This is a genomic window from Pseudomonas eucalypticola (assembly GCF_013374995.1).
GTDB lineage: Bacteria > Pseudomonadota > Gammaproteobacteria > Pseudomonadales > Pseudomonadaceae > Aquipseudomonas > Aquipseudomonas eucalypticola.
The window spans coordinates 4,163,664-4,187,859 of the sequence record NZ_CP056030.1 but is presented as its reverse complement, the minus strand read 5'-3'; the positions used below and the strand labels follow the sequence as shown (position 1 = coordinate 4,187,859).

17 protein-coding genes are annotated in these 24,196 nt (G+C 65.2%); 8 read left to right on the top strand and 9 right to left on the bottom strand.

What is annotated here, in order from left to right; genetic code table 11:
• The first annotated feature begins 3 nt into the window (after nt 1–3).
• The 7 genes from HWQ56_RS18365 (at nt 4) to HWQ56_RS18340 (ending at nt 6,688) form a co-directional block, all read left to right on the top strand.
• The gene (locus HWQ56_RS18365; RefSeq protein ID WP_176571409.1) at nt 4–606 is read left to right on the top strand and encodes an ANTAR domain-containing response regulator; all 603 of its coding nucleotides are present in this window, start codon (nt 4–6) and stop codon (nt 604–606) included.
• A 94-nt stretch (nt 607–700) separates the two neighbouring features.
• A complete protein-coding gene (locus tag HWQ56_RS18360; RefSeq protein ID WP_176571408.1) occupies nt 701–2,182 on the top strand; it encodes a purine-cytosine permease family protein in 1,482 nt (493 codons plus the stop codon).
• A gap of 11 nt (nt 2,183–2,193) precedes the next feature.
• Complete coding sequence (locus HWQ56_RS18355; RefSeq protein WP_176571407.1) at nt 2,194–3,918, top strand: nitrilase-related carbon-nitrogen hydrolase; 1,725 nt, start codon at nt 2,194–2,196, stop codon at nt 3,916–3,918.
• A 113-nt stretch (nt 3,919–4,031) separates the two neighbouring features.
• Nucleotides 4,032–4,337, top strand: a complete 306-nt coding sequence (locus HWQ56_RS18350) for an NIPSNAP family protein (protein WP_176571406.1) — start codon at nt 4,032–4,034, stop codon at nt 4,335–4,337.
• A gap of 74 nt (nt 4,338–4,411) precedes the next feature.
• Nucleotides 4,412–5,404: a 5'-nucleotidase gene (locus HWQ56_RS18345; protein ID WP_176571405.1), complete on the top strand. Its 993-nt coding sequence runs from the start codon at nt 4,412–4,414 to the stop codon at nt 5,402–5,404.
• Between the two features lie 481 nt (nt 5,405–5,885).
• Nucleotides 5,886–6,167 carry a hypothetical protein gene (locus tag HWQ56_RS29120; RefSeq protein WP_245217894.1) on the top strand — a complete coding sequence of 94 codons (282 nt, stop codon included), beginning with the start codon at nt 5,886–5,888 and terminating at the stop codon, nt 6,165–6,167.
• A 2-nt stretch (nt 6,168–6,169) separates the two neighbouring features.
• Nucleotides 6,170–6,688: a helix-turn-helix transcriptional regulator gene (locus HWQ56_RS18340; protein WP_158154991.1), complete on the top strand. Its 519-nt coding sequence runs from the start codon at nt 6,170–6,172 to the stop codon at nt 6,686–6,688.
• Here the strand turns inward: HWQ56_RS18340 and HWQ56_RS18335 are convergent.
• The 3 genes from HWQ56_RS18335 to HWQ56_RS18325 all read right to left on the bottom strand — a co-directional run bounded on the left by HWQ56_RS18335 (nt 6,675) and on the right by HWQ56_RS18325 (nt 7,724).
• A complete protein-coding gene (locus HWQ56_RS18335) occupies nt 6,675–7,112 on the bottom strand; it encodes a GFA family protein (protein ID WP_158154989.1) in 438 nt (145 codons plus the stop codon). The genes HWQ56_RS18340 and HWQ56_RS18335 overlap by 14 nt on opposite strands.
• 120 nt (nt 7,113–7,232) lie before the next feature.
• Nucleotides 7,233–7,556, bottom strand: coding sequence for a hypothetical protein (locus tag HWQ56_RS18330; RefSeq protein WP_176571404.1), 324 nt, complete (start codon nt 7,554–7,556; stop codon nt 7,233–7,235).
• A gap of 3 nt (nt 7,557–7,559) precedes the next feature.
• Nucleotides 7,560–7,724: a hypothetical protein gene (locus tag HWQ56_RS18325; protein ID WP_176571403.1), complete on the bottom strand. Its 165-nt coding sequence runs from the start codon at nt 7,722–7,724 to the stop codon at nt 7,560–7,562.
• 228 nt (nt 7,725–7,952) lie between these two features.
• Here HWQ56_RS18325 and HWQ56_RS18320 point away from each other — a divergent pair, with 228 nt between their 5' ends.
• Nucleotides 7,953–8,627, top strand: a complete 675-nt coding sequence (locus HWQ56_RS18320; RefSeq protein WP_158154985.1) for an HAD family hydrolase — start codon at nt 7,953–7,955, stop codon at nt 8,625–8,627.
• Nucleotides 8,628–8,710: 83 nt separating this feature from the next.
• Here HWQ56_RS18320 and HWQ56_RS18315 read toward each other — a convergent pair whose 3' ends face one another.
• The 6 genes from HWQ56_RS18315 to HWQ56_RS18290 all read right to left on the bottom strand — a co-directional run bounded on the left by HWQ56_RS18315 (nt 8,711) and on the right by HWQ56_RS18290 (nt 23,864).
• Nucleotides 8,711–9,937 carry an EAL domain-containing protein gene (locus HWQ56_RS18315; protein ID WP_176571402.1) on the bottom strand — a complete coding sequence of 409 codons (1,227 nt, stop codon included), beginning with the start codon at nt 9,935–9,937 and terminating at the stop codon, nt 8,711–8,713.
• Between the two features lie 130 nt (nt 9,938–10,067).
• Nucleotides 10,068–10,541, bottom strand: a complete 474-nt coding sequence (locus HWQ56_RS18310; protein ID WP_158154983.1) for a nuclear transport factor 2 family protein — start codon at nt 10,539–10,541, stop codon at nt 10,068–10,070.
• Between the two features lie 131 nt (nt 10,542–10,672).
• The gene (locus HWQ56_RS18305) at nt 10,673–12,094 is read right to left on the bottom strand and encodes a sugar porter family MFS transporter (RefSeq protein WP_176571401.1); all 1,422 of its coding nucleotides are present in this window, start codon (nt 12,092–12,094) and stop codon (nt 10,673–10,675) included.
• Nucleotides 12,095–13,350: 1,256 nt separating this feature from the next.
• The gene (locus HWQ56_RS18300; RefSeq protein ID WP_176571400.1) at nt 13,351–14,070 is read right to left on the bottom strand and encodes a Crp/Fnr family transcriptional regulator; all 720 of its coding nucleotides are present in this window, start codon (nt 14,068–14,070) and stop codon (nt 13,351–13,353) included.
• 59 nt (nt 14,071–14,129) lie between these two features.
• On the bottom strand, nt 14,130–22,712 hold the full coding sequence (locus HWQ56_RS18295; protein WP_176571399.1) for a GH36-type glycosyl hydrolase domain-containing protein: 8,583 nt from the start codon (nt 22,710–22,712) through the stop codon (nt 14,130–14,132).
• Between the two features lie 267 nt (nt 22,713–22,979).
• Entirely contained in the window at nt 22,980–23,864 is an 885-nt protein-coding gene (locus HWQ56_RS18290; RefSeq protein WP_176571398.1) for a manganese catalase family protein, read from the bottom strand.
• Nucleotides 23,865–24,196: the final 332 nt, after the last annotated feature.

The following is a 24,196-nucleotide window of genomic DNA, read 5'->3' as shown; positions in this document are numbered from 1 at the left end:
GCCATGACCACTGCCAACCTGCTGAGTGAACTCAAGGGCCTGCGCGTGCTGGTGCTGCATCCGCAGGACGCCGAAGCGCAGATCGTGCTGGGCCACTTGCAACGCATCGGCTGCGAGGTGCAGCAACGATGGCCGGTGCCCGAGCGTCTGCCCCAGGGCGTCGACGTCGTGCTGCTGTCCATCGAACTGGACCAGCGCCCGGCCATCGAGCGCCTGGTGGACAACCTGGATGAACAGGCCCCGCCGATCATCGCCATCGTCGGCTATGAAAACCCCTCGATGCTGCAACTGGTGCTGCTCAGCCAGCCCGCGGCGGTGATCGAGCGGCCGCTGAGACCCTTCGGCCTGCTCACCCAGCTGCTGATCGCGCGCTCGTTCTGGCGCCGGCGCGTGGCCATGCTGGCGGAGATCCGCAAGCTGGAAATTCGCCAGTCCGCCGTGTCGCGCATCTCCATGGCCAAGACGCTGTTGATGGCCCGCCACGGTTTCAGCGAGCCCCAGGCCCACCAGCGCATCCAGCGTGACGCCATGGCCCAGCGCTGCAGCATGGACGTGGTCGCGCAGCAGATCATCGACAACGACAGCCCCGAACGCGCGCCTCCCTGATACCCCCGCGTCACCCCTTTGATTGACCCCACACACGCTATCGCGGCCAGCCGCGGTCCGGGCCTTCGCACGCCCGAAAAACGAGGTTTACCCCATGAGCAAATTGAAAGACTGGTTCCAGGGCCCCCAGGACATCACCGAAGCCGAAGCGGTGGAAGACTACGCGGTGGGCCGTGTGCCCAGCCGTTACCGCTGGCCCATCCCGGCGATCATCCTGGTGTTGCTGGGCAATTCCACCGCCATGTTCTGGTTCAGCCTGGGCGCCGACATGAGCTACCAGGTGGGCTGGCCGAAGATCCTCATTCCCATCCTGTACATGGTGGTGTTCGCCACCCTCATCGGCGCCTGCGTGATGAAACTGGCGGCCAAGGAAGGGCTGTCCCTGAGCCTGCTGACCCGAGGGCTGGGGTTTGGCTACATGGGCTCGGCGTTCACCTCGCTGATCTATGCGGTGAACTTCATTTTCTACTTCCTGTTCGAGGGCACCATTGTTTCCCATGCCATCGCCCATTATGCGGGGGTGGAGGTGGGCTCGCTGGCCGGCGTGGCGATTTTCGCCGGCATTGGCCTGGTGACCGTGCTGTTCGCCTGGAAGGGCATGTCGTCCATGCAGTTCCTGCAGACCTGGGGGGGGCCGATCTTCATCGCCCTGTTCGCCTTCTGCCTGTACCAGCTCACCCACAACTATGACGCCGTGGGCCCGGCCGGCTGGATGCCCCATAGCCAGGACAGCGCGACTGCGTTGTGGATGGTCATGAACATGGCCAACGGGCAGATCGTGTTCCAGGGCCTGATGGCCACCGATTACGGCCGTTTCGCCAAGCCGACCATCAGCCACAAGGGCACGGCCACCATCATGCTGGGCATGTTGCTGCCCATCGTCGCGGTGATGCTCAGTGGTGCCTACCTGGCGTATACCCTGATTCCACACATCACCCAGGGCGACGCCTTCGCCCAGGCCATGGACCCCGGCTTCATCTTCCCCACCGTGCTGGGCCTGATCGGGGTGATCTTCGCCATCGTCACGCAAATCCGCATCAACGTGATGAACCTCTACTCCGGCTCCATCGCCCTGTCCAACACCATGGACATGACCCTGAACTACCGCCCGGGCCGCCAGTGGTGGATGCTGGTGGTGTGGTTGGTGGGCGTGGTGTTCTACGTGTTCAACGTGCTGCAATACACCGGTACCTTCCTGGCCATCACCGGCATTCTCACCAACACCTGGGTGTTCATCATCCTCGCCGACTACCTGGTGTGCCGCAAAGTGCTGAACCTGGCCCCCAGTGATTTCGTCGAGTTCCGCCGCGAGCACCTGCGTTCCTGGAACCCCTGCGGCGTGTTCAGCCTGCTGATCGCCGTGGCCATCGGCGCGGCGGGCATCCTTGGCGCCTACCCCATGTACTACGCCTCCTTCATCGCCATGCTGGTGGGCCCGGTCCTGCACGTAGCGCTCAGCCTGCTAACCCGTGGCCGCTACTACTTCAGCAACTTTCCCCAGGACATGGCCACCCAGTGGCAACCGTCCCACACCTACAGCGGCCCGCAGCCGCTCACCCGTTCGACTGCCGCCTGAGGAAGCCAACCATGAATAACCTGCTCAATGTCGCTGCCGTGCAATTCGAACCCACCCTGTTCGAGAAATCGCGCAACCTGGACCGCCTCAGCGAATGGGTGGAGGAGGCCGCCCGCGCCGGCGCGCAACTGATCGTCACCCCGGAAATGGGCACCACCGGCTACTGCTGGCAGGACCGCGAAGAAGTAGCGCCCTATGTGGAAACCATCCCAGGCCCTACCACCGAACGCTTTGCCCGGCTGGCGCGGCAGTACGGATGCCACCTCGTCATCGGCATGCCCGAGGTCGACCCGGTGGACGACCTCTACTACAACACCGCCGTGCTGATCGGCCCCCAGGGCGTGGTGGGCAAGCACCGCAAGACCCACCCCTACATCAGCGAACCGAAATGGGCCGCGTCCGGTGACCTGGGCCACCAGGTGTTCGACACCCCCATTGGCCGCATCGCGCTGCTGATCTGCATGGACATCCACTTCCTGGAAACCGCCCGGCTGGCAGGCCTGGGCGGTGCGGACGTGATCTGCCACGTCAGCAACTGGCTGGCCGAGCGCACGCCGGCGCCGTATTGGATCAACCGGGCATTCGAAAACGGTTGCTACCTGGTGGAAAGCAACCGCTGGGGCCAGGAGCGCGGTGTGCAGTTCAGTGGTGGCACCTGTGTGATCGAGCCGGATGGTCACGTGCAGGGCATCCTCGATAAAGGCGACGGTTTGCTGTTTGGCAAGCTGGACCTGGCGCGCGTGCGTGATCGCCAGCCCACGGTCATGGCAGCGCGTCGGCCAGCGTTGTACAAGGAGCTGGCGCAGCCGGCCTACGCTTGGAACCCGCTGGATTTCTTCGGTCTGTACGGCCTGTCGCCGCGGGCCAAGGGCAAGGTGTCCGCTGTTGCAGTGGGGCAGTTCGCACCGGGCCGCGATACCGCGGCGAATCTGCGTGCCATCACCGAGCAGGCTCGGGCCGCCAAGGCCCAGGGTGCTGAGTTGGTCGTCTTTCCAGAGCTGTCGCTCAGTGGCGGTTATGTCGACCACACCAGCGCTCTGGCACTGGATGGCCACGAGGTCCGCGCGTTGCTGAACCTGGCCATAGAGCTGCGAGTCCACCTGGTAGCGGGCCTGGTGCTCGCCGAAGGGCAGGCACTGTACAACAGTGCCGTGGTGGTGGGGCCTGAAGGGGTGGTGGGTCATTACCACAAACTGCACCTGAGCGAGGGCGACAAGGCCTGGGCCACGCCCGGAACCGCGTGGAAAACCCTCGACCTGCCGCTGGGGCGGGTCGGCCTGCTGATTGGTGACGATTGCCTGGTACCCGAAGCAGGCAGGGTGCTGGCCCTGCGCGGCTGCGACCTGGTCGCCTGCCCGGCGGCGCTGTCGGCGCCCTTGCCGGGTGCCCATTCCGGCACGGCCATCGCCCATCCGGCGCCGATCCCCACGGGCGCGGACCCGTACCACTGGCACCTGGGCCGGGTGCGGGCCGGTGAAAACAACCTGTTCCTGGCTTTCGCCAACAGCCTCGACCCGGCGGTGGGAAGCTTTGGCGCCAGCGGCGTATTCGGCCCGGACACCTTCGCGTTTCCGCGCCAGGAGGTGATTGTCACCGGCGAGCGGGGCCATGCGGTGGCGCGGATGGACACCAGCAACCTGGACACGCCGTACCCCACCAGCGTGGTGCGACGCAAAGACCTGGTGCTGATGCGCCAGGCGCACCAGTACGGAGTGTTGTGGCAAGTAGCGCGTTGAGAACCGTCGGGTGCAGGGCTTCGGCCCTGCACCGGGTCAGCGAGGTGTTGGGCGAGTCTGCCAAACCAGCGCGCAGGACGGCATAATGTCATTCACATCAAAGGAATGACCCCATGATCACCTGCCACGTCAAATACATCATCGACCCCTATCAACTGCCAGCCTTCGAGCGCTATTCGCGCCGGTGGATCAGCTTGGTGGTACGCTTTGGGGGCCAGCACCATGGCTATTTCCTGCCGGCTGAGGGCGCCAACAACATCGCTTACTGTGTGTTCAGCTTTGCCAGCCTGGCGGACTACGAGCAGTATCGCCAGCAGGCGGCGCAGGACCCGGAATGCATACAGCTGGTGGAGGAAGCCACTGAGCTGAAATTCATCGTGAGCTATGAGCGAAGCTTCTTGCGCCCTGTACTTGAGTAGTCAAGCTACACGCGTGGGTCGCGGCCTGGCGGCCGCTGCAGGGTTGAGGGACGTCTGCCATTCAGGAACCTACCATGCCTTACCCCATCGAGAAAAAACTGGTCGTCGGCGTTGCCTCCAGCGCATTGTTCGACCTTGCCGTTTCCGACGACATCTACGAAAACCAGGGGGTGGAAGCATACCGTCAGCATCAGGAACAGAACATCGACGCGCCTTTTGCCAAAGGCGTGGCGTTTCCGTTCATTCGCCGCTTCCTGAGCATCAACAAGGCATTTCCCGAGCAGTTGCCGGTGGAAGTGGTGCTGTTATCACGCAACTCGCCTGAAACCGGCTTGCGGGTGTTCCGTTCCATCAACCACTACGGGCTGGATATCACCCGTGCCGCGTTCATGTCTGGCCGTTCGCCCTACGAATACATCCCGGCATTCAACGCGTCGCTGTTTCTCAGTGCCCACGAACCGGACGTGCAGCGCGCCATCGATGCCAGTTACCCGGCAGGCCTGGTGCTGCCCACGCGCATTGTCGATGACGAAATAGACACCGAGCTGCGCGTGGCTTTCGACTTCGACGGCGTGATCGCCGACGACGAAGCCGAAAGCGTGTACAAGCGGAACGACAACCTCGACGACTTCCAGGATTACGAGCGCGCGCACCAGGCCATCCCGCATCAGCCCGGGCCCTTGGCAGACCTGTTCCGCAAGCTGTCGCTGATCCGCACCCTGGAGGATGAAAAAATCGCCCAGTGCCCGGACTACCAGCGCATCCTGCGCATTGCCATCGTCACAGCCCGCAACGCGCCCTCCCACGAGCGGGTAGTGACCACCCTGAAAAACTGGGGCGTGTCGCCCGACGAGTCGTTTTTCCTCGGGGGGATGGAAAAGGCCAGGGTATTGTCCATTCTCAGGCCGCACATGTTCTTCGACGACCAGCGCAGCCACCTGCAGTCGCCCGCCGGTAATTTGCCGATGGTGCATGTACCGTTCGGGGTAGCCAACAAGGCTGTTGCGCCGCCGGCTTCGGATGAGGTGGCGGTTCCCGCGTCAGACGCGGGGGCAGGGCTGGCCTGATAGCTGAAGTGCGCTGAGGGCCCGCAAGGGTGAATGCGGTAGCGGGATTCCCTCTGTGGGACCGGGCGAAGCTCGGGAAGCAGGCGCTGCGTTCTTCCAGTCACACCGCGCAGTGCCGTTCCCGAGTATCTCCGACGGTGTCGGCTGCCTGCACCTCCAAGGTCTTGATCGCTTGGACCAGGGCCGGGAAGGTGGTGAGAACGCGTCCTTCGGGAACATCCCGATACGCTACTTTTGCCGACATTTGGGCGCTGGCCGGATTCACGGATACTCAATAATGGCTATGCAGCCGTCGAGATCGAGTTTCAGATTTCTCGTAACACAAATCTGAGCGGGAGTTGCTGACTGCTCGACTCAAAGAGGCTTAATCTCTCGGCCACTTTTGAAACCCTGTAACAACGGCCTAACGTTTGCCGGGCGGTGTTACCGGAGGTTGTCGATTGACAACCTTTGGCGGTGTGGCCACACTGGAGAGCAGATGATGAGCCGTTCCAGGCATTTGAAAAAAGAAGTGGAAGACGCGTTACGGTATGCCGAGTCTCGGGGATGGCGAATCCATGAAAGTGGGGGACATTGCTGGGGAAAGATTTATTGCCCTTACAACGACGCTGAGTGCCGGTGTGGCGAGTTTTGCATCGTCAGCGTGTGGTGCACGCCTAAAAACCCCACCAACCACGCCAGACAATTGATCCGGGTGGTAGACAACTGCACTGCGCGCTGCGATAGCGAGTCAGGTCCAGAGGGTGCCGATTCGGAGGGATAGAGATGGAATTTACATTCACGCTTAAGTATCAGCTTTCAACGCAGGCCGGGGGAGACGACGATATGTTGGAGCGCTTGGCCGTGGAAGGCTGCGACGACGCAATAGTCGGGCTCGGGCAACCCGGACGTTTGGCATTGGCGTTCATTCGTGAGGCATGCTCGGCGAACGAAGCTGTCGCTAGCGCTCTTGCGGCGGTCCGCCGTGCAGTACCGGGCGCTACTTTGATTGAGGCCACCCCGGATCTTGTGGGATTGACTGACATGGCCGAGGTCGTCGGAATGTCACGACAAGGGATGCGCAAGCTGGTTAGCGTTCATTCGATCAGCTTTCCCTCTCCTGTCCATGAGGGCAGGGCCTCAATCTGGCACCTTGCGGAAGTGCTGGCCTGGTTTCAGGGAAAGGGAGGGTATTCTGTTTCTCAGGGAATGCTTGAAGTCGCCCGCGTCGCCATGCAGGTGAATATCAGGAAGGAGCTCGATCGAATTTCTCCCGAATCCGTTGCACTTGCTACAGCGGGCTGACCCCCAGGGCAGCGATCAGCGACTCCACCGATGCCGGGGCGCCCTCCAGGCAAACGTCTGAGCGCAAGGTATCCCATGGCATCGCATCGTTCAGGCAATAGTCGCCAATGCAGGTCATGGAATGGCTCTGCGGGTCCAGCAAGCCCAGTGGCACCCACACGTACGGCAAGCCGCGCAAGGGATTGGGTACTGTCGTACCGCACTGCTTGCAGAAGTCATTGCGGTAGCCGCTGGGCTTCTGCCAACGGTTGATGTCGGCCTGCCCGGCCAGCCAGTGAAAGTTGGCGGCAGTGACGATGGTCGCACAGTTGTAACCGGTGCCGGTCTGTCGGCGGCACAGGGAGCAGTGGCATCGGTAGAAAAACAGCGGCGCGGTCTCAAGGGAAAATCTGACGCTGGCGCAAAGGCATTGTCCGGTGGGCATGTCCATATTCCTGGCGGGTTCCCGCCAATCATACTCCGGCAGGGGCGAAGGGGGGCGGCGCACTGAGTGATGCTATACCGCTGCGCCGAGAGAACGTCGCGCTGGAGCCGTGGGTGCACATCAAGCTTCCAGCGCCTGCCACCACAGTGCGTAGGGCGTGTTCATTATCCGTTTGCGATTGAAGTCCGGACTTCCATCGCTCCACCACGGCGCGCCACGCTCTCCCAGTGCGACCTTGGCCTCCTGTACCGCAGCGCGTGCGATACGCAAACCTGCCGAATCCTGGGCCGCCTTGGCAGCCCGCACCGCCCGCCGCGCGGCCATCAATTGCGTGACCAGCCCCGAGCGAGTCGCTTCATCCAACGCCGGGTTGGAGCACCGCCACAGTTGCCCTTTCACCACGAAATAACGTCCATCAGGCGTGGTGGGGTGGGCGCACGCCATGTCCTAGGCCGTCGCGTGGCGGGGCACCAGCGGCGTACGCTCACGGCGCACTGGCACAGGCACGGCGGGTGCATGCCGGCGGGCGATGCGCAGGATGCCCCACAACATGGCAAAGGCAATCGCCAACCAGGCGGCAATCATGCTGAAGATAGTCATCGATAGGCTCATTGGGCGCCTCCTTTGGGTTATCGTCGTCATGCTCTCCTAGTAACCGACCGCCGTCGTTGCCGGGGATTCAATCGGATTCCAATGTTGCCAGATGCGTTACTGCTCGTGCCTAACCCGCTGGCGCGAAAGACTGAACGCCTGCCGCCCTGGGGTTTCGAATCCAGTAGCGCCGCCATGGCGGGTCAAACCCGATCCGCCAGCGGCCCCCTGAATGCTGGAGTGTTGACCATGCAGTTGGAAACGTCATTCATCTTCGACCTCGACGGCACGCTGACCGACAGCGTCTACCAGAACGTGGCCGCCTGGAAGGAAGCGCTGGACGCTGAGAAGATCCCGTTGGCGATGTGGCGCATCCATCGCAAGATCGGCATGAGCGGTGGTTTGATGCTCAAGTCCCTGTGCCGCGAGACAGGCCTGCAGATCGATGACGCCCAGGCCAAGCGCCTGAGCGAACACCACGCCAAGGCCTACGAGCGGCTGCAGGGCCAGATCATTGCGCTGCCAGGTGCCGTCGAGTTGTTGCAGGCGTTGACCCAGGGTGGGTTCAAATGGTGCATCGCCACCAGCGGTGGCAGTGACACTGCCACCATCAACCTGAAGGCCCTGGGCCTGGCGCTGGACGAGGTGACGCTCATCACCCGTGATGAGGTGAAGTACGGCAAGCCGGACCCTGCGCTGTTTCTCGCGGCCGCTGAGCGGATGGGGGTGCCGATCGACCAGTGCCTGGTGGTGGGGGATGCGATCTGGGACATGCTCGCGGCCCGGCGCTGCAAGGCCACCGGGATTGGTGTGCTCTCGGGTGGCTATGACATCTCGGAGCTTGAGCGGGCGGGGGCGCTGCGGGTTTATGAAGATGCGCTGGATTTGCTGAACCGCCTGGAAGAGGTGGCGTCGCGGCCATAAGGCATGCCGCGCCGGGCCGGGTGAAGCGTGGGAGGGTTCATCGCGCATTGCCTGGACAATCACGCTGCCAGCCCCCCCTCGGGTCATGGGCTGTTCAAACGTCCTTGCTCGGCCGCCTGTGTCGGATCCTCGAGTTGCACCCACCCCAGCGGTTTGCCGGTGAAGAAGCCCTGTGTCCACACGTTGTCACGGTACGGTTTCAGTTGCATGAGGTCGCTGATGGTTTCCACGCCTTCAATGACCACCTCGGGCGCCAGGCGCTTGCAGATGTTGACCAGGCTGTGCAGCATTTCCTTGCCATCCAGGCTCAGGCGGGCGTTCTGCAGGTAGCGCTGGTCCAACTTGATGATGTCGAAGGGGATGCATTGTACCAGCGCGAATCCGCTGGCCCCGGTGCCGAAATCATCCAGCGCCAGGTGCGCGCCCAGTGCTTTCAGGCGGGAGAGGAAACGGGCGGTCAATGGTAGCGCGTCGGGTGCCACCGTTTCGGTCAGCTCCAGCACCAGGCGCTTGGCCAGCTTGGGTTGGTCGCTGAGGGCGGCCACTGTGCTCAGCCACCAGCTGTCGTTGACTGCGCTTTTAGCCGAGAGGTTGCAGCCTATTTTCACGGTAGGGTCGGCCTGCAACAACGCGATGGCTTTGCTGATTACGCAGTAATCCAGCAGGCGCACCAGCCCCAGCGTCTCCAAACTGGTGATGACGTCCGCCGGGCCCGCCTCCTGGCAACTTGACGGCGCGCCTATGCGTAACAAGGCTTCCCGGTAGCAGTCGGTGCGGGTGTCATGGGGTTGTTTGACCGGCTGGAAAGCCAGGCCCACGTGGCCGCCGCGCAGGGCCTGTACAAAGTCCAGAGCGATCTGCATATGGGCCTGGTAACTGGCACGCCATTGCTCGGTGTATTGCACGGCAGGTAGTGATGGGCACCATCCCAGGGTACTGGACTCGATGGTCAGCAGCGCGTCGGGGTGGCCGTCGTAGTCCACCGGGCCAACGGCCAGCGCCAGCAGGCAGGTGATGCCCAGGTGCTCGATGGGGCTGAAGGAGCATTGCACCAGAATGTCCTCGGCTAGGCGCAGTGTTTCACTGGCCGCAACCCTGAGCAGGCAATGGCCAGCTGACAGGTGCGTCACGTGTCCCCAGGCACCCAGCCGTTCGGCGAGCTGTTGCATGGCTGCGCACCCGACGTCTGGCCCGTAGGCGCAACGCAGGTGGAAATGGTTGATGATGGCCACGTGCAGATAAGCGTGATGGCGGTTCAGGGCCGATGGCCGGGAAGAGGGCAAATCGGGGTGTCTTTCGACAACGTACATGGGCGGCTCCTGGCGAAGCCCTGCGCCATGGCGTTCAAGGTGCAGGCACAGGGGGCGCGTTGACTGTGGCCGCCCTGCATGCCCTGCGTCTTGAATAAACGTCCGGGTTTGTAAAAACGTCCCCGCGCCGTCAGAGCCCCAGTTCACTCAACCCCGGGTGGTCATCGGGCCGGCGGCCCAATGGCCAGCGGTATTTGCGCTCGGCCTCGGTAATGGGCAGGTCATTGATGCACGCATAGCGACGTTGCATCAGGCCATTGGCGGCAAACTCCCAGTTCTCGTTGCCGTACGAGCGGAACCAGTTCCCCGAGTCGTCATGCCATTCGTAGGCATAGCGCACGGCGATACGGTTGTCGGTAAACGCCCACAGCTCCTTGATCAACCGGTAGTCCAATTCCTTGCGCCACTTGCGCTCCAGGAACTGCTGCGCCTGGGCGCGCCCTTCGATGAACTCGGCGCGGTTGCGCCAAGAGGTGTCTTCGGTATAGGCCAAGGCAACCTTGGCCGCGTCGCGGGTGTTCCAGCCGTCCTCGGCGGCACGGACTTTCTGGATGGCGGTTTCCCGGGTGAAGGGGGGCAGGGGTGGACGCTGTGTATCGGTCATGGCAAGGGCCTCGGCGGGCGGGCAGGGATCAACGGGGGAGTTGGTTGACCGCCCTGATGATGCCATCGTCAAGCGGGTTGTGTCAGCGGGTCTGACCGCTTGACGATGGCAGGCCCATACCGCCCGAGACCTTACAGCTCCTTCTTCATGTGCTTTTCAATCTGCTCCAGCGATTTACCACGGGTTTCCGGCAGGCACAGTGCCACGAACAGCAGTGAGCCCAGGTTGATGGCCGCGAATACGTAGAACGTAGGGTTGCCCAGGGAGCTGATGGCGATCGGGAACAGGAACGCGACGGTCGCGTTGAACAGCCACTGCATGGACACGGCCACGCCGGTCAGCAACCCGCGTACCTGCATGGGGAACAGTTCAGACATCAGCAGCCAATACACCGGCGCGATGCACATTTGCATGAACAGCAGGAACACCAGGATACAGGCCAGCGCGGCGTAACTCTGGGTGAGGTTCTGCGGCATGAACTGCAACACCGAACCTAGGCTGGCCTGGGCGAGAATGACGATGACCAGGCCAGTCATCAGCAACTTGCGGCGCCCGTAATGGGCGATGGCCCAGATGCCCAGCAAGGTGGCGATCACCGACACCACGCCGTTGCCAATGGTGGCGGTCAGCGCGGCGTTGGTGCCCATGCCGGTGTGCTTGAGGATGATGGGGGTGTAGTACATGAACGCGTTGACGCCAGTGAACTGGGCGGTGAAGCCCAGGCCCACGCCGATGAACAGCAATTTCACCACCCAGCGCTGGCGCAGCAACTCGCCCACGGGCACGCGTTTATGCGCCTGCTTGGCTTGGGTTTTCATCTCTTCGACTTCGCGGTGGGCCTCGGCGTGGCTGTCGCGCAGTTGTTCCAGGACATGCTGGGCGTCATCGAAGCGGCCCTTGGAGGCCAGCCAGCGTGGCGAGGCCGGCACGAAGAAAGTGCCAATCAGCAGAAACAGGCCTGGCACGGTGGCGATCGCCAGCATGTAGCGCCAGATGCCCGGGGTGTGCAGCAGCGCGGCGAGCACGGCGCTCAGCACGTAGGCCAGGAGCTGGCCGCTGACGATCATCAGTTCGTTGCGGCTGACCAGCCGTGCGCGTTTGGAAGGGCCGGCGATCTCGGCGATGAACACCGGTACGGTGGCGGAACCGCCGCCCACGGCGATGCCCAGCACGAAGCGGGCGGCGACCATGAACGCAATTGACGGGGCCACGGCGGTGCCCAGGGCGCCGACGATGAACAGTACTGCCAGTACGCGCAAGGTCAGGCGGCGGCCAAAGCGGTCGGACAGGTAACCGCTGGCCAAGGAACCGAAGGCCGCGCCCACGATCAGCGACGCGGTGATCAAGCCTTCGCTGACGGGGTTCAGGCCAAGGCCACCCTGATCGACCGGCAGGGTCATGAAGGGCAAGGCACCGGCGATGATGCCGGTGTCATAGCCGAAGGCGAGTGCGCCCATGGTGGCCACGAGTACCGAGATGAATATCAGGCGGCGAGCAGCGCTTTTCTGCTCGCTGACTTCACCTGCGGCGTAGGGCGTGGTGGTGGATGACATGCAGTGCAACCTCTCTGGAATCGGCGTTGTGCCAGTTTTACCGGCTTCGAGGTTAGGGCGATGGCGGCGCTGGGAGTTCCGTGCCTTGGTGTGGAAAGTGGCGTGTTGCCAGTTTGGGGGGGGTGACCGGGCGAAGCTCGGGAAAAGGGCACCGCGCAGGGCCTGGAGGTTCGCGTCGCCGGCTTCCCGAGCTGGCGCCCGGTCCCACAGGGTGGGCTGCGGGAGTGGGGTTTTTCACTGTGGGACCGGGCGAAGCTCGGGAAAAGGGCACCGCGCAGGGTCTGGAGGTTCGCGTCGCCGGCTTCCCGAGCTGGCGCCCGGTCCCACAGGGTAGGCCGCGGGAGTGGGTTTTTTCACTGTGGGACCGGGCGAAGCTCGGGAAAAGGGCACCGCGCACGGCCTGGAGGTGCGCGTCGCCGGCTTCCCGAGCTGGCGCCCGGCCCCACAGGGTGGGCTGCAGGAGTGGGCTTTTTCACTGTGGGACTGGGCGAAGCTCGGGAAAAGGGCACCGCGCACGGCCTGGAGGTTCGCGTCGCCGGCTTCCCGAGCTGGCGCCCGGTCCCACAGGGTGGGCCGCGGGAGTGGGGTTTTTCACTGTGGGACCGGGCGAAGCTCGGGAAAAGGGCACCGCGCACGGCCTGGAGGTTCGCGTCGCCGGCTTCCCGAGCTGGCGCCCGGCCCCACAGGGTGGGCTGCAGGAGTGGGCTTTTTCACTGTGGGACTGGGCGAAGCTCGGGAAAAGGGCACCGCGCACGGCCTGGAGGTTCGCGTCGCCGGCTTCCCGAGCTGGCGCCCGGTCCCACAGGGTGGGCCGCGGGAGTGGGGTTTTTCACTGTGGGACCGGGCGAAGCTCGGGAAAAGGGCACCGCGCACGGCCTGGAGGTTCGCGTCGCCGGCTTCCCGAGCTGGCGCCCGGTCCCACAGGGTGGGCTGCGGGAGTAGGGTTTTTCACTGTGGGACCGGGCGAAGCTCGGGAAAAGGGCACCGCGCACGGCCTGGAGGTGCGCGTCGCCGGCTTCCCGAGCTGGCGCCCGGTCCCACAGGGTGGGCTGCGGGAGTAGGGTTTTTCACTGTGGGACCGGGCGAAGCTCGGGAAAAGGGCACCGCGCAGGGTCTGGAGGTTCGCGTCGCCGGCTTCCCGAGCTGGCGCCCGGCCCCACAGGGTGGGCTGCGGGAGTGGGCTTTTTCACTGTGGGACCGGGCGAAGTTCGGGAAAAGGGCACCGCGCAGGATCTGGAGGTTCGCGTCGCCTGGTCCTACAGGGTGGGCGGTGTGGGAGGCTGGCCCAGCAGGCGGTCGGTCTCGGTCTTGACCACGCTGTAGCACTCGCAGCTCAACCCTTCGAGCCGTGTGCGGTCCAGGACGGTGATCTGCCCGCGGCTGTACTCGATGACGCCCAGGCGCTGCAGCTTTCCCGCCGCTTCGGTCACGCCTTCGCGGCGCACGCCCAGCATGTTGGCGATCAGTTCCTGGGTCATGGTCAGGCGGTTTCCCGGCAGCCGGTCCAACGACAGAAGCAACCAGCGGCACAGTTGCTGGTCGATGGAGTGGTGGCGGTTGCACAGGGCAGTCTGGGACATTTGGGTAATCAAGGCCTGGGTGTAGCGCAGCATCAACAGCAGCAGGTCGCCGTGGCGGTTGAATTCTTTCTTCAGGGTAGGCCCCGGCAGGCGCAAGGCGGCACCGGCGCTTTGCACCACGGCGCGGCTGGAGGTGCTTTCGCCCCCCATGAACAGAGCGATGCCGATCATGCCTTCGTTGCCGACCACGGCGATTTCCGCCGAAGCGCCGCTCTCGGTGACGTGCAATAACGAGACGATGGCGTCCACGGGAAAGTACACATGGCGAAGGGTGTCGCCCGGTTCATACAACACCTCGCCCAGCCCGAGGGTGAATACCTCCAGGTGCGGGGCCAGCCGCTGCAGGTCAGCGGCAGGCAGCGCGGCCAGCAGGCGGTTGTCGCGTGGCTCGGGCATGGCAGGGCACCCTGGCAACAGTGGAGGGTTCAGGGTACTCCTTTGTGCCCCCCGGCGGGTCATTCGTCGAAGGTCGGAGCCAGGGCCAGCGGCTGCGGGCAAGCCGAGCGGGCACGGCAGTCGACCTGAACCCAGTGCTCGGCGCCATCGTCGACCAGGGGCAGCGCGCCACTGCCCAGTGCCGTGCCATCCAGGGTCATCGTAGTCGTGGCAGCGCTGCCCGCCAGCACCTGGAAATGGTACAGCGCCGCGCCGAAGCGGTAGTGCAGGGTGAAGCCCGGCCAGCCTTCGGGCAGCAGCGGCTCCAGGCGCAGCAGCGTGCCGGTGCGCTGCACGCCCAGCAGCGACTCGACCAGCAACCGGTACATCCAGCCGGCCGAGCCGGTGTACCAGGTCCAGCCGCCACGCCCGGCATGGGGGGCGCAGCCATAGACATCGGCGGCCATGACGTAGGGCTCGACCTTGTAGACATCCAGGCGCGTCGCGTTGGCGGGGTTGATCAGGTTCAGCAGTTCCCAGGCCCGGGGCGCATCGCCCAGCTGTGCGAACGCCATGGCGGCCCACACGGCCGCATGGGTGTACTGCCCGCCGTTCTCGCGCACCCCGGGGACATAACCCTTGATGTAGCCGGGGTCCAGGTCACCGCCGTCGAACGCAGGGTCCAGCAGCAGCACCGCCCGGATGTCACGCTTGACCAGGTGCTCATCCAGAGATTGCATCGCCTGCACCTGGCGGCTCGCGGCCCCGGCCCCGGACAACACCGCCCAGCTTTGGGCGATGGAGTCGATACGGCATTGCGCATTGCCGGCCGCGCCCAGCACCTGGCCGTTGTCGAACCAGGCGCGGCGGTACCAGGCGCCATCCCAGGCGTTGAGTTCCAGGTGGTGCGCCAATGCCCCAGCGGTATCGCGGCAACGCTGGGCGAAGGCAGGGTCCCCGTGGCGGCGGGCGAGGACGGCGAACTGCTCCAGCAACCGGTAGCTGAAAAAGCCCAGCCACACGCTTTCCCCGGCCCCCAGGTGGCCGACGCGGTTCATGCCGTCGTTCCAATCGCCGCAGCCCATCAGCGGCAAGCCGTGTACGCCGCGCGGCAGGCTGTGCTCGATGGCCCGCACGCAGTGCTGATACAAGGACTCGCTCAGCGGCGCGCTGCCGGGCAGGTCGTAGTAGGACTCCTCGCCGGCCCCCAGGGCGCGGCCTTCCAGGTACCCGGCCGGGGCATCGAGCACGCCCAGGTCGGCGGTGACCTCCACGTAGCGACAGGTGGCTTCCACCAACCACAGGTAGTCATCCGAGCAACCGGTCCGCACGCCCCGGTTCAGGGGCGGGTGCCACCAATGCTGTACATCGCCTTCCACGTATTGGCGGCTGGCGCACAGCAACAGGTGCGCGCGCACCGCCTGCGGGTCGGCGTGCACCATCGCCATGCTGTCCTGCAATTGGTCGCGGTAGCCGATGGCGCCACCTGACTGGTAGTAGCCACTGCGGGCCTGGAACCGGCAGGCGATCACCTGGTACATCAGCCAGCCGTTGACCATGACGTCCACCGAGGCCACGCCGGTGTCGACCTGAATCGCGCCCAGCACCTCGCGCCAGTGCTCGCGCACCTTGAGCAGCTCGGCTGCCGCAGTGTGCCGGCCGCGGTAGCGCTGCACCAATTGGCTGGCGGCCTGGGTGGAACGTTCCGCGCCCAGGCGCAGCACCACTTCCTGGCTGCTGTCGGGTGCCAGTTCCACCTGGATCTGGAGCGCAGCGCAAGGGTCCAGGCCTGCGCCGCGGCGCCCGGACAGGCCGGCATGGCGCATGGCCGCGGGGGCCGCCAAGGTGCCGTTGCGGCCGATGAATTCAGTGCGGTCTGCGGTGACGCCGGCCTCAGGCGTATCGCAGTCGAAGAAGGCCACCCGCTCGCTGAACTCCACCGAGAAGGCATTGCGGGCGAACAGCGCGCCGCTGACCGGGTCGGATTCGGTCACCACGTGCATGGCCGAGCGCCCGCGCAGGTCGCCGAGCACCCATTCCACATAGCCAGTGACCGAGACCGAGCGTGGGCGGCCGGAGCGGTTGGTCAACAGCAGGCGCGAGAATTTCACCGGTGCGTCCAGTGCGACATACACCCACAGCTCGCTGTAGAGGCCATCTTCCTCATGCTCGAACACGCTGTAGCCGAAGCCGTGGCGGGTGCGGTAAGGGCCGATGCCGGGGCACGGCAGCGGCGTGGGCGACCAGCAGTGTCCGCTCTCCTCGTCGCGCAGGTAGAGGGCCTCGCCGCTGCGGTCGGTGACCGGGTCGTTGTGCCACGGCGTGAGACGAAATTCGTGGGCGTTTTCCGCCCAGGTGTAGGCGCTCCCGGCTTCCGACACCACGGTGCCCAGGTAGGGGTTGGCCAGCACGTTGGCCCACGGCGCAGGCGTGGGCGCATCGGCCGTGGTGGTGATCAGGTACTCGCTGCCGTCCAGGCTGAAGCCGCCGTATGCATTGCCCAGCAGCACCGGTACGGTGACCGGCCTCGCGGCCTGGGGCCGCGCACGCTCGCTGCGGTTGGCGGTGAAGGGGGCATGCACCGGTGATACCCGGCGCCGGTGCACTTGTTCGGCCAGGGTGCCCAACCCATCGCTGAGCATCAGCCGCGCCACCGACAGCACCAGCAGGCGGTCCTCGCTGGCCATCAGTTGCGCCGGGCGCACGAAGATGCCGCCCGGGCGGTCCAGCAGGCTGGCCTCGCTGCCGGAAGTAATCAGGCCCATGATGCCGTCCTGCAGTTGCTGGCGGTAGCCGGCCTGGTCCTCGTTCCAGATCACCAGGTCCACCGCCACGCCTTTCTGCCGCCAGTAGGCATGGGCCTGGATGGCCTGGCGCACCAGCTCGATATTGTCCAGGCTGTGAACCTGAAGCAGCACGATGGGCAGGTCACCGGAAATCGACTGGCCCCACAGGCCGGGCTGGTTGCGTCGGTTGGCGGCCAGCACGGTGCTGTCAGCGCGCATGGCAGCGTTGGCGTACAGCACGGACGAGGCCATCTGTTCAAACAGCCGGGCGTCGGCCAACGTGGCGTTGAGTTGGCGCAACAACACCTGGCTGTGGGTCCAGCACAGGTCGAAGACTCGGTCTGCCAAGTGGCGGTCGCGATACTTGTTGATCAGGTACAGACAGCCATCGCGGCTGTCGGCCATGCCTGTGACCAGGTCGATGGTTGCTTTCTGCTCCGGTTCCAGGGTGATGCGGCAGCGTATCGCGACCACCGGGTCGAGCACGGCGCCTGCGGTGCCCGACAGCCGTTCGCAGTGTGCATCCAGCACTGCTGGTGCATCCAGGGTACGTTGGCGGCCGATGAAACGGGCACGGTCGGTTTCGTAGGAGATCGCCTCGATGTCCACCCCATGGGCTGCCAACAGGTGACACAGCCAAGGCTGGGCTTCGCCACTGTCACGTGGCCGGCGGCTGCAGACGATGGCCTGCAACGCAGGCAGCAATTCAGTCTGCACGAAGAGTTTGCTGAAGGCCGGGTGCATGGCGTCACTGGCGGCGGGCGCAAGCACCACCTCGGCGTAGGTGGTGATTTCCAGGGTGCGCGCGCTGGTGCCGCGGTTGGTCAGGTGCAGGCGCCGCAGCTCGATGTCGTCTTCCGGTGACACGACGATTTCCAGGTGGCTGTCGACGCCCAGGTTGCGGGTGCGGAACTCTGCGCGCGAATCGCTGAAGATCGCTTCGTGGTGGTCGGTGTTGCTGAGCGTGGGTTGGTGGCTGGTGGACCAGAACGCGCCGCTGCGCACATCACGCAGGTAGCAGAACGTCCCCCAGTTGTCCTGGGTCACGTCCTCCTGCCAGCGGGTCACGGCCATGTCGTGACGCCGGCTGTAGCCACCCCCGGCGCTGGTGAGCATCACGTGGTAACGGCCGTTGGACAACAGTTGCACGGCGGGTCGTTTGTGGCCAGGTTCGACGAACAGGCGAACGCCGTTGTCCTGGGCCGGGCCGCTCTCACCCAGCACGGGAGAATGGGCGGTCTGCAGATAGGGGACCGTGGCGCGCGGTACGCGCTCCTGCAACAGCAGCAGGGCCGACTGCAAGGCCGGGTCGGCCTCGAAGCGCCGTTGCATGGGCTGGCCCAGCAGCAGGCTGGTGAGCGCCAGCAGGCTCATGCCCTGGTGGTGGGCCATGAACGACTGCACCACGGCGAAACGCTGGCCGCGCGGCAAGCGCGCTTCGGTGTAGTCCAGCGCTTCATACAGTCCGAACCGCCCGGCCAGGCCCTGACGGGCCAGCAGCTGCACATTGCGGCTGGCAGCAGGGGCGTCGACCATCAGCGCCAGCACGCTGGCATAGGGCGCGATGACGATGTCGTTGCTCAACCCCCGCTTGAGCCCCAGGCCTTGAACGCCGAAGGCGCGGTACTGGTAGTTCAGGTGCGCGTCGAGGCTGTAATAACCCGACTCCGATACCCCCCAGGGCACACCCAGGGCGTGGCCATGGCGGATCTGCACAGCCACTGCCGCGCGGCAGGTCTGGTCCAGCAGGCTGCCGGGGTAGTGGGGCATGACCAGCAAGGGCATCAGGTATTCGAACATCGAGCCGGTCCAGGACAGCAAGGTCGGCACGCCGGCGTTTTCCCCCAATAGCCGGCCCAGGGTGAACCAGGCGCGTTGCGGCACCTGGCCCTGGGCGATGGCGATAAAGTGGGTCAGGCGGGCTTCCGAGGCCAGCAGGTCATAGTAACCGCTGTCGCGGCGGTGTTCGTCGACGTTGTAACCGATCACGAACAGGTCGCGGTCGGTGTCATACAGCAGGCTGTAATCCATCACGGCCAAGTCATCCACCAGGGCCACCAGGCGCGCCACCGTGGCCAGGCGGGCCCGGGCGCTGGCTTGCACCCGGCTGACCTGCTGGTGGTGTTCGGGCGCCCAGTCCGTCAGGCTCAGGTGGGCCAGTTGGCGTAACGTGGCAGGCGGGGAAGGGGCGACGGCCAGGGTGGGCGGCAAGCCATAGCCTTGCAGGGCGTCGGTCCAATCGTCGCATTGGCGGGCCAGCGCCGCGCGCCAGTAACGGTCGTCATCGGTACTGCCGCCGTTGGCTCGGGCGCGGATGTCCGCAAGCAAGGTCAGCAGGGCGGCTGGGGTGATGGCGGTCTGCTCCAGCTGCGGGCGCAGTGGCTCCAGGTGGTCGTCGGTGAGGCAGTCGAGGGTGTCGCGCAGGCCAGCCAGCAGCGGCGGCCCGAACAGCGGGGCGTCCGCCAGTTGCACCAGGCCGCCGCGCAGGGTGAGCAGCAGCCCGGCCAGGTTACCGCTGTCCACGGTGGACACATAGCGGGGCGCCAACGGCGCGCGGGTGCGGGTGTCGTACCAGTTGTAGAAGTGCCGGCGGTGGCGTTCCAGCCCGGCCATGCTGTCCAGCGAGGCCGCCAGCCGCGCGAGCAGGCGGTCGGTGCTCAGGTAGCCGAAGTCGTGGGCGGCCAAGTGGGCGAGCAGGGCCATGCCCATGTTGGTGGGGGAGGTGCGGTGGGCGATGGCGGCCTTGGGCGCTTCCTGGACATTATCCGGCGGTAGCCAATTGTCCTCGGGGCCCACGTAGTGGTCGAAGAAACCCCAGGTCTTGCGGGCCAGCACCTTGAGCAGGCGCCACTCTTCGGCCGAAGGTGCGAACACCTTGGCGGCAGGGGCCGCGCTCAGCCACCAGGCCAGCCACGGCCCCAGGCACCAGGCCAGCAGCAGCGGTGCGCTGATCGCCAGGCGCTGCGGGTCGTTCAGCAACAAGGCCGCGCAGGCCAAGGCCAGGGCCGGACCGACCCACAATTGCCCATACAAGGCAGGTAGCGAACTGCGGGCCGTGCTGCGTTCCACCTCGCGGGAGGGCTGCCACTGCAGCAGCCGCAGGTGGCTGATGCCGATGCGCCACAGCGAGCGCAGCAGCGCGTCGACGCTGTAGTACATCTCGTGAGGCAACCACGCCAGGGTCAGCCCGGCGCGTGCCAGTTCGCGGCCCAGGTCGGCCAGCAGGGCGCGCAGGTAATGGCGGTAGGGGACGTCCTCGGCGGGCTGTAGCGCATCGGTGAGGGCCCGCAGCAGGGGTTGCACCACCATCAGCCCTACCACGGCCAGGGTCCAGGCCAGGGGCTGGCTGCTGGCGAACCAGCCCCAGGTGAACATCAGCCACAGGGCCAGGGGCTCAAGGCTGCGCCGCAGGTTGTCGAAGATTTTCCAGCGTGCCATCACGTTCAGCCGGTTGGCAGCCCAGGCGCCTCGGGGATCGCGCACCCAGGGCAAGGTCCAGGGCAGCAGTTGCCAGTCGCCGCGTATCCAGCGGTGGCGGCGCCGGGCATCGGCGCTGTAGCGCGACGGGTATTGCTCGTACAGTTGCACGTCGCTGAGCAGGCCCGCGCGGGCGTAGCAGCCTTCGATCAGGTCGTGGCTCAGAATGCGGTTGTCGGGCAGGCTGCCTTCCAGGGCATGGGTGAAGGCGTCCACCTCGTAGATGCCCTTGCCGATGAACGAGCCCTGGTGGAACAGGTCCTGATACACGTCGGAAACGGCCCGGGTGTAAGGGTCGACCCCGGCGTCACTGCCAAACAGCCGGGCATACAGCGAACGTGTGCCGTTGGGCAGGCTGATGCCCACCCGAGGTTGCAGCATGGCGTAGCCGGCGATGATCTGCTGGGTGCCGGCGGCGAACACGGGCCGGTTCAAGGGGTGCATCATGGCGGCCACGCACTGGCGGCCAACGTCGCGCGGCAGCAGCGTGTCCGTGTCCAGGGTGATCACATAGCGCACGCTTTGCAGGGGCGCCAGGTCGCCGACAATCAGCTGGAAGGCGGCCGTGGCGCCGCCGCGCAGTATTGCATTGAGCTCGTTGAGCTTGCCGCGCTTGCGCTCGTGGCCCATCCATACCCCTTCGCCGGGGTTCCACAGGCGGGGGCGGTGCAGCAGAAAGAAGCGGCCCGCGTCGTAGCGCTGGTTGAGGGTGCCGATGGCCGCTGCGGCATGGGCCAGCAATGCCGTATCACCGGCCTCATGGGCGTTGGCGGCATCGGAAAAATCGCTGAGCAGGGCGAAATACAGGTTGGCGTCGCGGTTGGCCAGGAAGCGCACTTCCAGGCTTTCCACCAGTTCGTCCACGTCGGCGCAACTGGCAAACAGGGTAGGCACCACCACCAGGGTGCGAGCGTCAGCGGGGATGCCGTGGGCGTAGTCCATTTTCGGCAGCGTCAACGGCGCCAGGCTGTGGTTGACCAGCCAGTTGATCAGGCTGATGGCCAGCCTGCTGGTCATGATCAGGCTGGCAATGGCCAGCCCTGCCATGGCTGCCAGGGCCGTGCCTTCGCGGTGCGCAGCCGCCAGCAGTGGCCAGGCGAACAGCCCGGTGAGAAAACCCACCGGCACCAGGTAGAACAGCAGCGGTGACTGCTGCAGCAGGCGTTTCCAGCGTTCGTTGTAGGGCACCCTGGCCCCCAGCCGTTGCTCCAGCAGGGGCAGGCCGGCGCCGATCAGGAAGTGCCCGACGTGCCGGGCCACATCGCTGCCCGCGCCTTGCGACGCCAGCCCGATGGCCGCCTGGGCCACCTGGATTTCCGTGTGCGCCGGGGCGCGGCGGGCCAGGCGCTCGACCACATGGCGGTAGCTGTCGCGGGTGCTGAAGTCCATGGCCGGGTACACCGCCGCCGGGTCCTGGACGAGCACCTCTTCCACCAGGCTCAAGGCTTCGACGAACTCGCGCCAGTCGGTCGCCGACAACAGCCGCAGGCTTCTGATGCTGTTGCCGATGGACACCTGGTCGGCGGCCTGTTGCTGCGCATCCAGCTGCACCTGGCGTTCGATGCTGGAGCCGCTTTCGGCGAGCATCTGCTCGATCCAGTTCAGCGGCAACGCCAGCGCCGCGCTCTGGCCTTGCAGGCGGCGAGTGAACTCGGCGACGAAGGCGCTGGTCATGGGCGGGGCCGAGCGGGCCATGTCAGCCACGGTCAGCACCACGTTCTTGATGTCTTTTTCGCAGGTCTCGATCAGGCGCTCGGCCCAGTCATCGGCCAGGTTGCGGTCATTGGCATTGGCCATGACCCGTGACGCCACGCGGCGCAGGTTTTCGATCAGCGCCAGGCGCAACATGATCGGCACCGCCCAGAGCTCACCCAGCGCCAGGGGGATCACGGTCTGGTAGGCGACAATGAAACGGCTCAGGCTTTTTTCGTCGACCCAGCCGTCACCATGGGAGATGGTTTCCAGGGCGATATCGTACACCCGGGGCAAGCCGGCGGACGGCCCCGAGGCCAGGCGCGGCAGTTCGCGGCTGTAGCCTTTGGGCAGGTGCGAACGGGCGGTGCGGATGTGGTCTTCCACCAGGAAAAAATTGTCCAGCAGCCATTCGGCGGCCGGTGTGGCCCGGCGCAGCGACAATTGCGCCTGCGCCAACGCCGCGCAGCTGCGCTTGAGCACAACCTCGTTGTCCACCAGCCGGCGCAGCAAAGCGTCGTGGCCACGCGAGGGGGTGAGCCGGTGCTGGCCGGCGAGGCTGATGCCATGGTTGGCCATTTGCTCGGCGCTGAACAGTTCGGCGCGCAGAAGAGGTTCGTATTCGAATCGGGGTTTGAAGAAACCATCGCTGCGCCACGCGCTGATGGCGAGGGAAAACAGCCGCTGTACGCCGGTCCTTATGCTCATACACTTTTCGGCCTGGGGCGCGGGCAGGCCCTGGCGCCGGGTGGGAGGGGGCGTCACTGGCCCAGGGCCGGGCGCCGCTCTTCAGCGTTGAGTGTGGGTGGGGAAGGGCTTGGCTGTCTGTGCGCTGGCGAACATATGAAGCGGCTCGACGCGCACCGAAAGCGGTGCACCTGACAGACCTCGCGCCGGCCTTCAGCGTTGGCCGCAAGGCCGCGTCGGCGGCGCATGCGGTGTCAGCTACAGAGGTCGGCGGGCACCAAGGCGCTTTTACAGCTCGGGCTCGGGTTGCCCGCCGGAGCCCAGGTCGGCGCCGGTAATCGGGTCGCTGGTGGGGTCGGACTGGGTGCGGTCGCTGAGCTGCGACAACAGCGCGGCGTCCTCTTCGTCCAATTGCACCGAGGCGCCGCCGTCACCGCCGTCCACGGCAGGTTCAGGGCTTTCCACGAATTCCCATTCTTCACCCTGGTTCCATGGGCCACGCATGTCGCCCTCGCCCTGGGAGAAGTTGAAGTACACCTGGGTGAACTCCGGCATGCCGGGCAGCTTGCCTTGGGGGAAGTTCGGCTGGATGGCGTGCAGGGCTTTTTCGAAGGACAACTGGTGGGCAATCTCACGGGTCATCAGAAAACCCAGCGCCTCTTTCACGCCAGGATCGTCCGTCACGTTCATCAGCCGCTCATACACGATCTTGGCCCGCGACTCGGCGGCGATATTGGAACGCAGGTCGGCGGTGGGCTCGCCGATGGTGTCGACGTAGGCCGCGGTCCAGGGCACTCCGGCGGAATTGGTCAGCGGTGCGCCGCAGCCATACAGCAGGGCGGTAATGTGCGAGTCGTTGCCCGCCCCGTTGATGGCGCGGTATAGCTCGCCTTCTTTATCCACACCTTCAGCCAGATGGCCTTTGGCGCCCTTGTTGAGCATGACGATGATCGAACCGACGATCTCAAGGTGGCTGAGCTCCTCGGTGGCGATGTCCAGCAGCATGTCTTTGCGGCCTGGATCATCCTCGGCCAGCGCTTGGGTGAAGTAGCGAGCGGCGGCCCCCAATTCACCCTGGGCGCCACCGAACTGCTCAAGCAGCAGGTTGGCGAGGCCAGGGTTGGGTTGGGCGACGCGTACGGTGTATTGCAGTCTTTTATTGTGCAGGAACATGGTCGGAACCTCTCAGGCCGGGTGAACCCGGGCCTCGCCGAAATGGCAAATACCCTGTTCACACTAAGTCCGAGTGGGCAAAGTTGCCGGGTATTACATTTATCTTGGCGCGACGAGACCGACGGGAACGATACCTGCCGTTACAGTTAATCCCTTTGGGCTGACTGTCGGTCACGCCCGGCAGGGAAATCGGACTGGCGGTCGTTTTCCCATGGTTTCAGCAATAAGCAACGTGGGTGAATAGCGTCATTGATTGTGTTGCGCAGAGGGGCAAGGCGGGGGCGTATGGAACTCAGCGGAATACTGCCGACTCGGGGCAGCCGGTGGGTGCT

Bases quoted from the DNA above. Each gene is read 5' to 3' on its own strand.
- HWQ56_RS18355 (WP_176571407.1), top strand. From the start codon at position 2,194: ATGAATAACCTGCTCAATGTCGCTGCCGTGCAATTCGAACCCACCCTG.
- HWQ56_RS18320 (WP_158154985.1), top strand. From the start codon at position 7,953: ATGCAGTTGGAAACGTCATTCATCTTCGACCTCGACGGCACGCTGACC.
- HWQ56_RS18310 (WP_158154983.1), bottom strand. From the start codon at position 10,541: ATGACCGATACACAGCGTCCACCCCTGCCCCCCTTCACCCGGGAAACC.
- HWQ56_RS18330 (WP_176571404.1), bottom strand. From the start codon at position 7,556: ATGGCGTGCGCCCACCCCACCACGCCTGATGGACGTTATTTCGTGGTG.
- HWQ56_RS18325 (WP_176571403.1), bottom strand. From the start codon at position 7,724: ATGAGCCTATCGATGACTATCTTCAGCATGATTGCCGCCTGGTTGGCG.
- HWQ56_RS18345 (WP_176571405.1), top strand. From the start codon at position 4,412: ATGCCTTACCCCATCGAGAAAAAACTGGTCGTCGGCGTTGCCTCCAGC.
- HWQ56_RS18295 (WP_176571399.1), bottom strand. From the start codon at position 22,712: ATGAGCATAAGGACCGGCGTACAGCGGCTGTTTTCCCTCGCCATCAGC.
- HWQ56_RS18305 (WP_176571401.1), bottom strand. From the start codon at position 12,094: ATGTCATCCACCACCACGCCCTACGCCGCAGGTGAAGTCAGCGAGCAG.
- HWQ56_RS18360 (WP_176571408.1), top strand. From the start codon at position 701: ATGAGCAAATTGAAAGACTGGTTCCAGGGCCCCCAGGACATCACCGAA.
- HWQ56_RS18290 (WP_176571398.1), bottom strand. From the start codon at position 23,864: ATGTTCCTGCACAATAAAAGACTGCAATACACCGTACGCGTCGCCCAA.
- HWQ56_RS18350 (WP_176571406.1), top strand. From the start codon at position 4,032: ATGATCACCTGCCACGTCAAATACATCATCGACCCCTATCAACTGCCA.
- HWQ56_RS18335 (WP_158154989.1), bottom strand. From the start codon at position 7,112: ATGCCCACCGGACAATGCCTTTGCGCCAGCGTCAGATTTTCCCTTGAG.
- HWQ56_RS18300 (WP_176571400.1), bottom strand. From the start codon at position 14,070: ATGCCCGAGCCACGCGACAACCGCCTGCTGGCCGCGCTGCCTGCCGCT.
- HWQ56_RS29120 (WP_245217894.1), top strand. From the start codon at position 5,886: ATGAGCCGTTCCAGGCATTTGAAAAAAGAAGTGGAAGACGCGTTACGG.
- HWQ56_RS18340 (WP_158154991.1), top strand. From the start codon at position 6,170: ATGGAATTTACATTCACGCTTAAGTATCAGCTTTCAACGCAGGCCGGG.
- HWQ56_RS18315 (WP_176571402.1), bottom strand. From the start codon at position 9,937: ATGTACGTTGTCGAAAGACACCCCGATTTGCCCTCTTCCCGGCCATCG.
- HWQ56_RS18365 (WP_176571409.1), top strand. From the start codon at position 4: ATGACCACTGCCAACCTGCTGAGTGAACTCAAGGGCCTGCGCGTGCTG.